Here is a 14,938-nt window from a genome sequence, read left to right as displayed (position 1 = left end):
AAGCGATAACCTTTGAAGCCGCAATGGCGGAGCTTGGCCGAGGATTCACTGCGTTTGAATCAGCTTCGGCGAATAGTCCACGTGGCCTAGTACCCTGCACTGTCGATGTCTCGTTCGATATCTCTGTGGCTGCGCAAGCTAGTGATACTATGAACGTTGCTAGAACCGGGAGTCTTGTGGTTACAGGGGTATCAGGACAAACTACAACTGGAAGCAATTTGTCCGGTGGGTTTTCTCGAGACCGATCCGCAGATCGAGGAAGTAAGATACGCGTTCAACTACGTCACTTGCAATGCCTCCCAACGGACACGCGTGCTGCAACCGGCGAGCAACTTCGTGAGGTTGCGGACGCGGTTGATGGAACGAATGGAGTTATGATCCTTAACATTCCTCCATCACAGTAGTTTCTTTGCTCTTAGCTGTCGGGCCGTTCATCCTATAGCCCTCTGCGTCCGGCTGCTGTGTCCAGTCTATGCAGCTTTGGGTTCGATAGCTGAGTTTGAAGAACACCGTTTCCCAAAACGCGCAACTCATTAGTGAGTTGCGGTGGTTCCCCTAAGCTCAATGGGAAGAGATTATCCATTGAATTTAGGTGTTTAGCGGTGCTCCGCGTTTGTTTACACCGAAGATGTCGAAAGGTCATGGACCTCATTGATGTCTGGGTGAAATTCTGGGACTCGCGTTCCGAAACCGCCCCAGACGTTCTCGATTCTTCCTAGATCAATGTGGTTTAGATGGCTGGAACTAGGCTGCAGAAATAAGGCTAGGTGCCTTATTTTTATGAAGTTTTTCGGGAACATTCAATGGAGCGGGTAACGAGAATCGAACTCGTAACTAAAGCTTGGGAAGCTGCCGTGATACCTTTTCACCATACCCGCGCGCTGAAGGTCAGATAATCGGCGCGCCGGGGAAGGTCAAGTCAGGGTTTGATGGCGGTGGCGAAATTGATCTCGGCAGGCAAGCGGAAAGGGCCGTTTTCCGCAAAGGGGCGCAGGGCGTCGGCGATTGTTTGACGCAGCTCGTTCACCTGTTTTGCACTTGGTTCGAAATGGGTGATTGCCCCGCCAGCGGGGCCGATGTCGCACATTTGTTGAGCCAGATCTTCGACCGACCCTGCGGGCGTGAGGTCAATCTTGGCTACCTCGCATCTCACTTCGGCAAAGCCTGCCTGCGTGAGGATCGCTTGGATACGCTCAGGATCGCGAAACGCGAAGGGGCCGGGTGCATCGGGATCGCTTTTGGGCATAGCGCCGAGGGTCGCGCGGGCGGCACGGGCGGGCAGGGTGAAGAAGGGATTTTCAGGGATCTGCCCCCAAGCGGCAAAGCTGATCCGTGCGCCGGAAGTAAGCTGCGCGGCCATGCGTCCAAAGCTTAAGACAGGGTCGGCAAAGAACATCACCCCAAAGCGCGAGATCAGGCGGTCATAGGGCGGATCAAGTTGAAGTGTCGTCGCGTCGCCATGGTGAAAGGCGATTTGGGGCAGGGCGGCGCTGCGTTTCCGCGCAAGGGTGAGAAGAGGTTCAGAGACATCAACACCCAGCACCACGCCTGCGGTGCCCACTGCCTCGGCTGCCGCTAGACAAGCTGCACCTGCGCCGCAGCCGATATCCAGCACGCGTAGTCCTGAGTTCAGTTCCGCCCGCGCCAGCACGCCGTCGAGCACGGGTTTCATAAGCGTGTCCAACTCTGCCTGCCGTGCGACCCATTTGTGTCCGGCTTTACTGGTCCAGAATTCGATCTGATCGCTGTTGTTATGATCACTCATCACGTCGTCTTTCTTCTGCGACGGCGTCCGCCACGCGCGCCCTCTGCACCCCCTGCGCCACCGCCGCCGGTGTTGAATGTAACGTTTGGCAGGGCCACGAGGCTGTTGAGGATGGGGAAGGGTTCCACCGCGTTGGGAATGGCAGAGGCGTTAACGAAATGCTCCTGAAAACGCGGCTCTACGGCGGTTTCGATCTTGTGGATCGCGCGCACGGTGGCCTCAATCTCGGCGCGTGCGTCGGTGTTCAGCAGCGCGATCCGCGCCCCGGTGCCTGCGGCGTTGCCAGCACTGGTCACTTTGTCGAGTGGCGCATCTGGTATCATGCCGAGCACCATCGCGTGTTTGGGGCTGATATGCGCGCCAAAAGCCCCCGCGAGCACAACGCGGTCCACCTTGTCGACGCCGAATTTGTCCATCAGCAAACGCGCCCCGGAATAAAGCGCAGCCTTGGCCATCTGAATCTCACGGATGTCGCGGTTGGTGACGGTGATCTTGGGGCCGCCTTTGTCGGTGCCGTCATAAACCAGATAGCTGTTGGTGCGCCCATCGGCAAAGACGGACGGAGAGCCGGTCTGCTCTGCGCTGCCGATCAGGCCTGGGGCGTCGACAATGCCGTGGATGCGCATCTCTGCGACCATTTCGATGATCCCCGAGCCACAGATGCCGGTAACGCCGGTGCTTGCGACGGCCTCTTCAAAACCCTCGTCATCAGACCAGATATCGGACCCGATCACTTTGAACCGCGCCACTTTGGTTTCGGGGTCAATCTCGACACGCTCAATCGCGCCGGGGGCCGCGCGTTGGCCGCTGCTGATCTGCGCACCTTCAAAGGCGGGGCCGGTGGGCGAGGAGCATGCCAGCACCTTTTCCTTGTTCCCAAGTAGGATTTCCGCATTGGTGCCCACATCAACCACCAGCATCAGATCGTCGGACTTCTCGGGCGCTTCGGAAAGGGCAACGGCGGCGGCATCAGCCCCCACGTGGCCTGCGATACAGGGCAGCAGGTAGACCCGCGCAGAGGGGTGGATTTTCAAATCTAGGTCTTCAGCCCGCAGTCGCAGCGCGCCAGAGGTCGCAAGCGCGAACGGCGCTTGGCCAAGCTCAAAGGGATCAATGCCAAGCAGCAAGTGGTGCATCACCGGGTTGCAGACAAAGACCGCATCGACGATCAGGCTTTGCTCAACAGCCCCTTCTTCGGCGATTTGAGCAAAGAGCGCGTTCATCCCGTCGCGCACCGCGCGGGTCATTTCTTGCGCGCCCTCGGGGTTCATCATTGAATAGCTGACCCTGCTCATCAGGTCTTCGCCAAAACGAATTTGCGGGTTCATCACACCAGAGGAGGCCACGACCTTGCCCGTTTGCAGATCGCACAGATGCGCCGCGATGGTGGTGGAGCCGAGATCGACCGCCAGCCCATAGACGGTGCCGTCGTAATACCCCGGCCAGATGTTCATGATCCGCGGCGGGTTCTCCTGATCGCCTAGATGCACAGCGACTGTGACTTTCCAGGCGCCTTTGCGCAGAACAGGCTGCATCATCTGTAGGATGTGCAAATCAGCAGTAACCTTCTTTAACTCCCATTGCTCGGCGAGCGCGGTGCGCAGGCGCTCCAGATCGCCCGAGGGTTCATGCATGTCGGGCTCTGTCACCTCAACGTAAAACAGCTTCACCGAAGGGTTCAGCACAATATCTCGCGCTTCGGCGCGTTTGCGCACGACCTGTTTGTGGACTTGGCTTTCTGGCGGCACGTCTATCACCACGTCGCCCTGCACCGTGGCCTGACAACCCAGACGGCGGCCTTCCTTCAGCCCGCGCTTTTCGTCGTACCGTTCTTCAACCGCGTTCCATTCGCTTAAAGCATCAGCTGCGACAGTGACGCCATGTTTCGAAAACTGGCCATACCCCGGCGAGACCTGGCATTTAGAGCAGATGCCGCGCCCGCCACAGACTGAATCCAGATCAACCCCCAACTGCCGTGCGGCGGTCAGCACTGGCGTGCCTTTGGGGAAGCGCCCTCTCTTGCCAGAGGGGGTGAAAATTACGAGGGGATCGCTGCTCATCGGGGCCGTCCTTTACTGCTTTGCGCCACCATAGCGTTCCGCGCGGCAGGGGAAAGATGCGGGGCGGCAATTCGTGCAGCGCGCGCGTCATTCTTGCCTTGCGGCTTACGCCGGGGAATAGGTCTTTCCAATCCGGGTCATCCGTGAAATAGGAAACCGCCAAATGAACCCATCCAGACCGAGGTGTTAAATGGAGATTCGTGAGGCCCTGACCTTTGATGACGTACTGCTGGTTCCCGCGGCGTCCTCTGTGTTGCCGTCTACCGCAGATACAAGAACCCGCGTCACGCAGAGCATCGCGCTCAACATCCCGCTGCTCAGCTCGGCGATGGATACGGTGACCGAAAGCCGCATGGCAATTGCATTGGCGCAAGCCGGGGGCATGGGTGTTGTGCACCGCAACCTTACGGTTGAAGAGCAGGCCCGCGAAGTGCGTCGGGTCAAGCGCTTTGAATCCGGCATCGTTTACAACCCGATCACCCTGCGCCCCGACCAGACCCTCGCGGATGCTAAGGAACTGCAGGAACGCTACCGCGTGACTGGCTTTCCGGTGGTGGATGAAAGTGGCCGTGTGCTGGGCATCGTCACGAACCGTGATATGCGGTTTGCCTCAGACGACCGTACGCCTGTTTCGGTGATGATGACCTCTGACCAGCTTGCCATCCTGCAAGAGCCTGCCGACCGCGACGAGGCGATCAGCCTGATGAAGGCGCGCCGGATCGAAAAGCTGCTGGTGACCGATGCCAAAGGCAAGCTGACCGGGCTGTTGACCCTGCGCGATACCGAACAGGCCGTGCTGAACCCAACCGCTTGCAAAGACGATCTTGGCCGTTTGCGCGTTGCCGCCGCCACCACGGTGGGCGATGCGGGCTTTGAGCGCTCTGAAGCGCTGGTTGACGCCGGCGTCGATATGATTGTGATCGACACGGCGCATGGTCACTCCGAAGGTGTGGCCCTTGCGGTGACGCGGGCAAAGAAACATTTCGGTGATGTACAGGTTGTCGCGGGCAACGTGGCCACCGGTGCCGCAACCCGCGCGTTGATCGACGCGGGCGCCGATGCGGTCAAGGTCGGCATCGGCCCCGGCTCCATCTGTACCACGCGGATGGTCGCTGGCGTCGGTGTGCCCCAGCTGACAGCTATCATGGATTGTGTGGCGGCGGCGGGTAACGTGCCGATCATCGCAGATGGCGGCATCAAGTTCTCCGGCGATTTCGCCAAGGCCATTGCCGCTGGTGCCTCCTGCGCCATGGTCGGCAGCATGATCGCTGGGACCGACGAAAGCCCGGGTGAAGTCATTCTGTATCAAGGCCGTAGCTTCAAAAGCTACCGTGGTATGGGGAGCATGGGCGCCATGGCACGCGGCTCGGCGGATCGCTACTTCCAGAAAGACGCGGCTTCGGACAAGTTGGTGCCAGAAGGTATCGAAGGCCAGGTGCCGTATAAGGGCAGCGCGGGCAATGTGCTCCACCAACTCGTGGGCGGTCTGCGTGCGGCCATGGGCTATACCGGTTGTGCCACCGTTGATGAGATGCGCCGCGACTGTAGCTTTGTGAAAATCACGGGTGCGGGGCTGAAAGAGAGCCATGTGCATGACGTGCAGATCACCCGGGAATCTCCGAACTATCGCATCGGTTAATCAACAAAAGCAACGGCCTAAGGGTCGTTCTTAATACAAGGAAGACGGCATGACCCCGGGCGCGCGTGTATCGGCTGCAATACAAGTTCTTGACGCGATCGCCGGGGGGCTGGCCGCCGAACAGGCGTTAACACGGTGGGCACGGCAGAGCCGATTTGCAGGCTCCAAAGACCGAGCCGCCGTGCGCGACCATGTCTTTGACGTACTACGTCAGAGGCGTACGGCGGCGCATTTTGGATGTGGTGACACTGGTCGGGCGCTGATGATTGGTGTGCTGCACGGGCAGGGCGCTGATCTTGACACTTTGTTCACGGGCGAAGGCCATGCACCGACTCCGCTAAGCGACGAAGAACGACAGGTCCCGAACGCGCCCGAAGACCGCGCTACAAAGAACAATCTTCCTGACTGGCTTTTGCCCCTTTTCGACGCGGCGCTTGGCGATAAGGCGGACGCAGTCGCCGTGTCATTACAGGCACGCGGTCCGATCTGTTTGCGCGTGAACACGGCGCGGATTGAAGTTCCTGCCGCACAGGCATTGCTCGCGGAGGATGGCGTTCAAACCTGCGCGAATCCCCTCGCTGATGCCGCTCTGACAGTTACCGAAGGCACCCGCCGCATCCGAAATTCGCGCGCCTTTAGTGATGGTTATGTCGAATTGCAGGATGCTGCGAGCCAGGCGGTCGTCGCCGCTTTGCCTTTGGGTGGTCGGGTGCTTGACTACTGCGCTGGCGGCGGGGGCAAAGCGTTGGCTTTGGCAATGGACCCGTCTCGCGAAATCACCGCTCATGACATTGACCCGCGCAGGATGAGCGATCTTACCCCCCGCGCTGAGCGAGCAGGCGTTTCGATTACTCTGGCCGATACCGAACAGGCCAAGGCAGGCGGTCCCTACGATCTTGTTCTATGTGACGCGCCCTGTTCGGGCTCGGGTGCATGGCGACGTGCTGCGGAAGGGAAGTGGACGTTGACCCCCGATCGCCTAGCAGAGCTGACCGGCATTCAGGATCAGATTCTCGAGACTGCAGCGGCACTTACGGCGCCGCAGGGTGTGTTGGCTTATGCAACATGTTCGTTGTTCCGCGAAGAGAATGAGGCGCGGGTTGAAGCCTTTTTGACCCGACATCCGGCGTGGAAAATCGCGCGGATGGACCGTTATGATGTAACCCCTGATGGCGACGGCTTCTTTTCAGCACAGTTGACGCGCGACTAAACTTCCTCATAATCAACCAATGCGTGCAAAGCGATCTGAGTTAAAGCCCGCTTAACCTCTATCGCACGTAATAGTCGTGTGATTCGGTTGTGAGGGGATTTGTGTGGAGCAGGACGTCCGGCATTCAGCGATTGGCGGCCAGACAGGCCTCGGGCGGCTATGGTTGCCGGGCATTATGGCTTTGGCTACCGGCGGTCTCGCGCTCCAGAGCACCGATGCGGTAATGACAATCGGCCTTGCCGCCTCCGCCGTAACACTTGTTATAATATCATTGGGTTACTTGGGCCTGCACCTGCGCGCTCAGGCGCGGGATCAGGCAACCAGCAACGGGGTGGCAGATTTCATAGCAAAGGACGGCACCCCTAGTTTTATTGTAACAACAGACAGGCAAATTTTGTACCGCAATCAGGCGGCGGAGGTGCAGTTTGGTGAACTGAATGCAGAGACCCTTGCACGGGCTCTGCAGGCACATTTTTCTAATCCTGTCGGACTTCTCTATCGCTTGCAGTCGCGGGCAACGGCCAGCGGTAATGCGCGCGAAGAGGTGATCACCCGCAAGGGGCCAGTCAGAATATCCGTACACCAACTTACCAACGAAAGATTTTTATGGCGCATTGACCCGGTCCCTGCCCGGGACGGCCCTCGCAGCTCTCAAGAAGGTGTGGCTCTACCGATGGTAATGGTTGGTCGCAGCGGAGCCATACTGTTCATGAATGATGCCGCACGGACCCTCGTCGGGCACCGGGTGAAGTCTCTGGACAGATTGTTCAATTCCCTTCCGTTAACGCCCGGTGCGGTGACCGAATTATTAACATCTGAAGGTAGTAGACAGGTGTTGGTGGCGGAAATCGATGCCGGTGCCAACCGCCGCGCGCTCTACCTCCTGCCGCCCCCGGATGAAATCATCTCGCCCAGCGAACTCGGATGGGAAACTTTTCAAGACCTGCCCGTGCCCCTGATCAAACTTGGCCCGGACGGGACCGTACTAGCATTCAACCGCATGGCCGCGAAATTGCTGGGCGTGTCGTTGCGACGCGAAGCTCACCTTTCGCAGCTTATGGAAGGTTTAGGGCGCTCAATTTCAGATTGGTTAGACGACAGTCTGGCGGGGCGGCTGGTGCAAAAGTCAGAGTTTCTAAGGCTGACCCGCACGGATCGCGAAATTTTCGTGCAGGTTTCGCTTAACCGGATTTCCGAGTCCGGGGAGGCGGCATTAATTGCGGTTCTGCAAGACGCGACTGAGTTAAAGTCGCTAGAGGCCCAGTTCGTACAAAGCCAGAAGATGCAGGCGATTGGGCAATTGGCCGGCGGCGTGGCGCATGATTTCAATAATCTTCTTACTGCGATTTCTGGCCATTGCGACCTGCTTTTGCTGCGCCATGATCAAGGCGATCCGGATTTCAGCGATCTCGTCCAGATCAACCAGAATGCCAACCGCGCTGCAGCACTGGTGGGCCAATTGCTGGCATTTTCCCGAAAACAGACCCTGCGGCCAGAAACGCTCGACATGCGCGATACGCTGGCTGATCTAACTCATCTGCTAAATCGCTTGGTCGGGGAAAAGGTGACCCTCACCCTTAGTCACGACCCAGTGCTTGCCCCCATTCGCGCAGACAAGCGTCAGTTGGAGCAGGTTTTGATGAACCTCGTCGTAAACGCGCGCGACGCGATGCCCGCCGGGGGCGAGATCCGTATCGTGACGGAAGTGACCACTCTTGACCATCCGCTAGAACGGGACCGCGTCAGCGTCCCAGCCGGGCGATTTGTGACGGTGCAGGTGAACGACGATGGCACCGGGATCCCGCGGGATAAGCTGCAAAAGATATTTGAGCCGTTTTTTACGACAAAGCGGACAGGCGAGGGCACAGGCCTCGGCCTTTCAACAGCTTACGGCATCGTCAAACAAACCGGCGGTTTTATATTTGTTGATAGCGAGGTGGGCAGGGGGACGTCGTTCACCCTCTACTTCCCTGTACTTGAAGGGCAACCCACGACCGTGTCGCGTGCAGTAGTATCCCCACCCGATAAGGGGCCGCCACCACGGTCGGACGGGGTGATCTTGCTGGTTGAAGATGAGGCCCCGGTGCGCGCATTCGCCAGCCGCGCACTGCGCCTGCGCGGCTATACTGTGCTGGAAGCAGAATCCGCCGAAGCCGCGCTGAAGACACTTGAGGATAAGGATCTTGATATCGATGTATTCGTAACAGATGTTGTGATGCCGGGGATGGATGGCCCAAGCTGGGTGCGCCAAGCTCTCAAACAGCGTCCAGATGTGCGCGTCGTCTTCGTCTCAGGCTATGCGGAGGATAATTTCGGCGAAGAGCAATCAAAGATTCCGAACTCAGTCTTCCTGCCAAAGCCATTCTCGCTGACCGATCTGACCAATACGGTACATAACCAGCTGCACTAACTCTGTTATCAAACCAAAGGGTGATTAACGTCGATTAAGGGATCGACTCGTAAAGCTCGAATTCTGTCGCAAATTTCCGACGAAACCGCTTTTCCACATTTGGCGAGAGCTCAAGCGTCATCTTCGGGGAGACATTCTCTTGACCGAGGGATAGACTTAATTCCAACCGGTCCTCCAAGAAAATGCGTAGCCGTTGCTGATCTTCATAGCGAAAGTGGTGGGTGATACCGGTGCCATTGGGTTGGGTTTCCATGAACTTCAATTGGCTCCCCACATCGGCAAATCCCGGCCTATCTCCTTTCATATAAGCCATCACAAATTCATCGAATGTAATCCCGAATGTATTGTTGGGCTTACCTTCCATAAAGGGGCGCTGGCGATAGCGGTACCAGCTACCCAACCATGAAATTGGCTCACGCATCACGGCCATGAGCTCTAGCTCTGCATCGCAGACCTTGAGGAACATGGGCCGAATGAAACGGTTATACCGATAAACGGGCGCATGTTTCAGCATCGGGGGCTGCGATATTATCATGTCCGCGCGCGGGGCAAGAGCCTTTTCATACGCGGTGGTTCCAGTCTTGGGCACCGATAGAAAGGCCAGCCGTTCTTTGAAGAAAATTATCACGCGTGTCTTATCCCCTGCTGCGCACGGATCAATTTTTGTAGGGTAAACCATTTCTTTACCATTCCAGAGAAAACTTAAAGCACAAACAAAATGATTGAAATGTTCTTCGTTTACCCTCATAGAGAACATTAGAAGAACATGCGCAGCGCGGCGTGCAGGCGATTGCCGCCGGGACGCCACTGTGACACTAAGGGATGAACCTAATGGCAACGGCAGATCTTTTGACAATGGACAGCAAGAAAACCGCAGAAAAGCAAAAGGCGCTCGACAGCGCGCTGGCCCAGATCGAACGTCAGTTCGGCAAAGGGTCGATCATGAAGCTGGGCGCCGAAGGGGCAGTCCAGGATATTAGAGCGAGCTCCACTGGCTCGCTTGGCCTTGATATCGCGCTTGGCATTGGCGGCTTGCCAATGGGGCGTATTATCGAAATTTATGGCCCAGAGTCTTCCGGTAAGACCACGCTGACACTGCACTGCGTTGCAGAACAGCAAAAAACCGGTGGCGTCTGTGCCTTTGTTGATGCGGAACATGCGCTTGACCCGCAATATGCCAAAAAACTTGGCGTAGACATTGACGAGCTGCTGATCTCGCAACCCGATACGGGCGAGCAAGCGCTTGAGATTACGGACACGCTTGTGCGGTCCGGCGCGGTAAACATGGTCATCGTCGACTCGGTTGCGGCTTTGACGCCCAAATCTGAGCTTGAGGGTGAGATGGGCGACAGCAGTGTCGGCGTGCAGGCGCGTCTGATGAGCCAAGCCATGCGTAAGCTTACAGGGTCGATCAGCCGATCCAACTGTATGGTTATCTTCATCAACCAGATTCGGATGAAGATCGGCGTCATGTTCGGCTCGCCCGAGACAACGACCGGCGGCAATGCGCTGAAGTTCTATTCTTCTGTCCGGCTCGACATCCGCCGCATTGGTGCGCTGAAGGACCGTGACGAAGTCGTGGGCAACGCGACCAAGGTAAAGGTCGTCAAAAACAAAGTCGCCCCGCCGTTCAAACAGGTCGAGTTCGACATCATGTATGGCGAAGGCATTTCCAAGATGGGTGAGCTACTTGATCTTGGGGTGAAAGCTGGCGTGGTCGATAAATCGGGCTCGTGGTTCAGCTATGGCGACGAGCGGATCGGGCAGGGGCGTGAAAATGCCAAGAACTTCTTAAAAGAGAATACTGCCATGGCCGCGGAGATCGAAGACAAAATCCGCGCCGCACATGGGTTGGATTCTGCCGGCCCAGCCAAGGATGACGCTGATATCCTCGAAGCCTGAACTTACTTTGGGTTCCGAGCTTACAAAGGGGGCGTGGCCGTGGGCTGCGCCCCCTTTTTCGTTGGCAGCAACGGTAGACAGCGCCGGGGCTGAGGGGTATTTGGAATCGACCCAATCTGCCCCGGAAGGCCTCGCCCATGAAGACGCTGAATGAAATTCGCTCAACCTTTTTGAATTACTTCGATGCGCAGGGGCATCAGGTTGTGCCCTCCAGCCCGCTGGTGCCGCGCAACGACCCGACGCTGATGTTTACCGCTGCCGGTATGGTGCAGTTCAAGAACCTCTTCACCGGGGTCGAGACGCGCAATTACAGCCGCGCCACATCGGCGCAGAAATGTGTGCGCGCAGGCGGCAAACACAACGATCTCGACAATGTGGGCTATACGGCACGCCATCACACATTCTTCGAAATGCTGGGCAACTTCAGCTTTGGTGACTACTTCAAATCAGAAGCGATCCCCTTTGCCTGGGACTTGTTGACCAAAGAGTTCGGCATTGATCCGAACCGCTTGCTGGTCACTGTCTACCACACAGATGAAGAAGCGGTAAAAATCTGGAAAGCCCATACTGGCCTGCCAGACGAACGAATTATCCGCATCGCCACTGATGATAACTTCTGGTCCGCTGGCCCAACCGGTCCCTGCGGGCCGTGTACCGAAATCTTCTACGATCACGGCGACCACATTTGGGGCGGCCCTCCAGGATCGCCAGAGGAAGATGGCGACAGGTTTGTGGAGATCTGGAACCTCGTCTTCATGCAATACGAGCAGTTTGAGGATGGCACGCGCCAGCCACTGCCGAACCAATCGATTGACACCGGCATGGGCATCGAGCGGGTTGCGGCACTTTTGCAAGGCACCAACGACAACTACGCCACAGACCTGATGCGCAGCTTGATCGAAGCCAGCGCCCATGCGTCTTCCACCGACCCCGATGGGCCGGGTAAAACCCACCACCGGGTCATTGCGGACCACCTACGGTCGACGTCTTTCTTGATCGCCGATGGGGTCATGCCCTCGAACGAGGGTCGTGGCTATGTGTTGCGCCGTATCATGCGCCGCGCCATGCGGCATGCGCATTTGCTGGGCGTTAAAGACCCATTAATGCATCAATTGGTACCGTCTTTGGTACAGCAGATGGGCGCGGCCTATCCCGAGCTGGGTCAGGCGCAGTCGCTGATCCGCGAGACATTGTTACTGGAAGAAACCCGTTTCCGACAGACGCTAGATCGGGGTCTGAAACTGTTGGACGATGAGCTGCACGGCCTGCCTGAGGGGGCGACCTTGCCGGGCGAAGCCGCGTTTAAGCTATACGACACCTTTGGCTTTCCGCTGGACCTTACGCAGGATGCGTTGCGCGAAAAGGGCCGCGCTGTGGATACTGATGGCTTCAACACCGCGATGGAGGCGCAAAAGGCCAAAGCCCGCGCGGCTTGGGCTGGGTCGGGCGAAGCGGCGGATGCGACCGTCTGGTTCGACGTGGCTGATAAAAGCGGCGTCACTGAATTCTTGGGGTATGATACCGAAAGCGCCGAGGGACAGATCGTTGCATTGGTGCAGGGCAGCGATAAGGTCGAAGCCGCATCTGCAGGGAGCGATGTTCAGGTCGCATTGAACCAGACACCTTTCTATGCCGAAAGCGGGGGGCAGGTTGGCGATACGGGCGTGATCCGCACGCAGACCGGCATCGTTAACGTGACCGATACGCGCAAGTCGGCGGGTGTTTTCGTACATTTCGGGCATGTGATCGAAGGCGAAGTTAAGCCGGGTCAGTCTGCCGTGTTGGAAGTCGATCGCGCCCGGCGCAGTGCAATCCGGGCTAACCACTCGGCGACGCACCTGCTGCATGAGGCGCTGCGTAACGCGCTTGGCGATCATGTTTCGCAGCGCGGCTCGCTAAACGCACATGACCGTTTGCGGTTCGATTTCTCGCACGCAAAAGGGCTGACGCCCGAGGAGTTGACCCAAGTTGAGCGTGAGGTGAACGACTATGTTCGCCAGAACACGCCTGTTGAGACACGGATCATGACCCCGGACGACGCGCGGGCCATGGGCGCGCAGGCGCTTTTCGGTGAGAAATACGGCGACGAAGTGCGGGTTGTGTCGATGGGGCAGCTTGAAGGCTCTGGCAAGGGAAGTAACAAATCGACCTATTCCTTGGAGCTTTGTGGCGGCACGCATGTGCGCCAGACGGGCGACATCGGTGCCTTTGTGCTCTTGGGCGACAGCGCCAGCAGTTCTGGCGTGCGCCGGATCGAAGCACTTACCGGGACCGAAGCGCTGGCTTGGCTCCGAGACCAAGAGGCGGCGCTGAGCCGTGTCGCGGCGGAACTTAAAACATCAACCGCGGACGTTCCTGATCGTGTGCGTGCTTTGCTTGATGAACGCCGCAGCCTGTCCAATGAGGTGGCGCAATTGCGTCGTGAATTGGCGATGTCGGGTGGCGGCGCAGCAGCGCCAGAGGCCCGCGAGGTAAATGGCGTTAAATTCGTTGGCCAAGTTCTGAGCGGTGTGACGGGCAAAGACCTGCCGGGGTTGGTGGATGAGCACAAAGCCAAGCTCGGCTCGGGCGCGGTGCTGTTGATCGCCGACACCGGTGGCAAAGCGGCAGTTGCGGGCGGCGTCACCAAGGATTTGACAGATCGTCTTTCGGCGGTCGACATGGTCAAGGCGGCGGTCGCGGAACTGGGCGGCAAGGGCGGCGGTGGTCGGCCTGACATGGCTCAGGGCGGCGGTGCCTCGGTTGAGAATGCGGATGCGGCGATTGCCGCAGCTGAAAACATTTTGAAAGGATAAGACCCATGGGCGCACTTTGGATTGCACATGTCACCGTCACCGACGAAGAGGCGTATAAGAAATACGCCGCCGGTGCCACGCAAGCAATTGCTGCCCATGGTGGCAAGTTCATCGCACGTGGCGGGCGTTTTGTTCAGCTTGAGGGCAAAGAACGGCCGCGCAATGTTGTGGCCCGTTTCCCTGATGTCGAAACCGCAGAAAAATGCTACCACTCCGACGCTTACCAAGCGGCGTTGAGCCATGCGCGCGGCGCGTCTGAGCGTGAATTGATGATCGTCGAAACCGACGAATGATCGGAGCGGCCTCGCCAGCAAATAGGCGGGGCGCTTTGCTTTTCCTACTGGAACCTTCCCCCTAAACTGAGGTTGAACCATATGAACCTCGACCGCATATCCGCCTTCGCCCAGTGGTGCCGCCGCCATGTGGAGGTGACCACGCTCGCCTTAATGAGCCTATCTATCATCGCGGTTTGGACTTTGGCCGAATTGACCGAAGAAGTCGTGGCTGGCAGCACGAGCAATCTTGATCGCGAGATACTACTATTCCTCCGCACCCCCGGCGACCTTTCTGACCCCATCGGCCCTTGGTGGGTGGAGGAGATCGGACGCGACCTGACAGCCTTGGGCGGCGTGGCGGTCTTGGTGATGACGACGGTGGTGGTCGCGGTATTTTTCATGCTGCAGCGGCGGTGGTCCACTGCGCTTTATATCCTCGCGACCGTGGGCGGCGGAATCGTGCTGAGCAGCATCGCCAAGGAATTTTTCGACCGGCCACGCCCCGACCTCGTGCCGCATGGGTCGCTTGTGCATACGGCAAGTTTTCCTTCGGGGCATTCGATGATGGCGGCGGTGGCGTATTTGACGCTTGGGGCCATGGTGGCGCGGGCGCAAAAGCGATGGGCGCTCAAAGCCTATACGCTCGCTGTCGCTGTGATGCTCACATTGCTGGTGGGCATGAGCCGGGTCTATATGGGGGTACACTGGCCCACTGATGTGGCAGCCGGATGGCTGGGCGGCGGCGCTTGGGCGGTGCTGTGTCTTCTCGTCGCGCGCAGTTTGGCCAAACGCGGGCATATCGAACAAGAGGCGAGCGATACTTAGCAGCGCCTTGCGCCAACCCCCCTCCAGACATAAAAACGGCAGCGCATCGTTCGGATG

The 14,938-nt window shown here is 58.2% G+C and carries 10 protein-coding genes and 1 tRNA gene; 7 read left to right on the top strand and 4 right to left on the bottom strand.

The window, feature by feature from the left end; all coding sequences use genetic code 11:
- Positions 1-804 precede the first annotated feature (804 nt).
- The 3 genes from WNY61_RS03175 to WNY61_RS03165 all read right to left on the bottom strand — a co-directional run bounded on the left by WNY61_RS03175 (position 805) and on the right by WNY61_RS03165 (position 3,825).
- A tRNA-Gly gene (locus WNY61_RS03175) sits at positions 805-878 on the bottom strand.
- A gap of 41 nt (positions 879-919) precedes the next feature.
- Positions 920-1,765 carry a methyltransferase domain-containing protein gene (locus WNY61_RS03170; RefSeq protein ID WP_342850006.1) on the bottom strand — a complete coding sequence of 282 codons (846 nt, stop codon included), beginning with the start codon at positions 1,763-1,765 and terminating at the stop codon, positions 920-922.
- Entirely contained in the window at positions 1,765-3,825 is a 2,061-nt protein-coding gene (locus WNY61_RS03165) for an ASKHA domain-containing protein (RefSeq protein WP_342850005.1), read from the bottom strand. The genes WNY61_RS03170 and WNY61_RS03165 overlap by 1 nt, the downstream gene beginning before the upstream one ends.
- Positions 3,826-4,015: 190 nt before the next feature.
- Between WNY61_RS03165 and guaB the strand changes: the two genes are divergently transcribed.
- The 3 genes from guaB (at position 4,016) to WNY61_RS03150 (ending at position 9,084) form a co-directional block, all read left to right on the top strand.
- Positions 4,016-5,464, top strand: a complete 1,449-nt coding sequence (gene guaB / locus WNY61_RS03160) for an IMP dehydrogenase (protein WP_342850004.1) — start codon at positions 4,016-4,018, stop codon at positions 5,462-5,464.
- A 49-nt stretch (positions 5,465-5,513) separates the two neighbouring features.
- Entirely contained in the window at positions 5,514-6,674 is a 1,161-nt protein-coding gene (locus tag WNY61_RS03155) for an RsmB/NOP family class I SAM-dependent RNA methyltransferase (protein WP_342850003.1), read from the top strand.
- 175 nt (positions 6,675-6,849) lie between these two features.
- Positions 6,850-9,084: an ATP-binding protein gene (locus WNY61_RS03150; protein ID WP_342850571.1), complete on the top strand. Its 2,235-nt coding sequence runs from the start codon at positions 6,850-6,852 to the stop codon at positions 9,082-9,084.
- A gap of 34 nt (positions 9,085-9,118) precedes the next feature.
- Here the strand turns inward: WNY61_RS03150 and WNY61_RS03145 are convergent, their stop codons facing one another.
- Positions 9,119-9,712 (bottom strand): gamma-glutamyl kinase, encoded by a 594-nt coding sequence (locus WNY61_RS03145; RefSeq protein ID WP_342850570.1) that lies wholly within the window; start codon positions 9,710-9,712, stop codon positions 9,119-9,121.
- Positions 9,713-9,915: 203 nt separating this feature from the next.
- Here WNY61_RS03145 and recA point away from each other — a divergent pair, with 203 nt between their 5' ends.
- The 4 genes from recA to WNY61_RS03125 all read left to right on the top strand — a co-directional run bounded on the left by recA (position 9,916) and on the right by WNY61_RS03125 (position 14,881).
- A complete protein-coding gene (recA, locus tag WNY61_RS03140; protein WP_342850002.1) occupies positions 9,916-10,986 on the top strand; it encodes a recombinase RecA in 1,071 nt (356 codons plus the stop codon).
- 137 nt (positions 10,987-11,123) lie between these two features.
- Complete coding sequence (gene alaS / locus WNY61_RS03135) at positions 11,124-13,781, top strand: alanine--tRNA ligase (RefSeq protein WP_342850001.1); 2,658 nt, start codon at positions 11,124-11,126, stop codon at positions 13,779-13,781.
- A 5-nt stretch (positions 13,782-13,786) separates the two neighbouring features.
- Complete coding sequence (locus tag WNY61_RS03130; RefSeq protein WP_007119573.1) at positions 13,787-14,074, top strand: DUF1330 domain-containing protein; 288 nt, start codon at positions 13,787-13,789, stop codon at positions 14,072-14,074.
- An 81-nt stretch (positions 14,075-14,155) separates the two neighbouring features.
- Complete coding sequence (locus WNY61_RS03125; protein ID WP_342850000.1) at positions 14,156-14,881, top strand: phosphatase PAP2 family protein; 726 nt, start codon at positions 14,156-14,158, stop codon at positions 14,879-14,881.
- The last annotated feature ends 57 nt before the right edge of the window (positions 14,882-14,938 follow it).

This window comes from Sulfitobacter sp. AS92 (assembly GCF_038900015.1).
Classification (GTDB): Bacteria; Pseudomonadota; Alphaproteobacteria; order Rhodobacterales; family Rhodobacteraceae; genus Sulfitobacter.
This window is presented reverse-complemented; position numbering and strand designations above follow the sequence as displayed.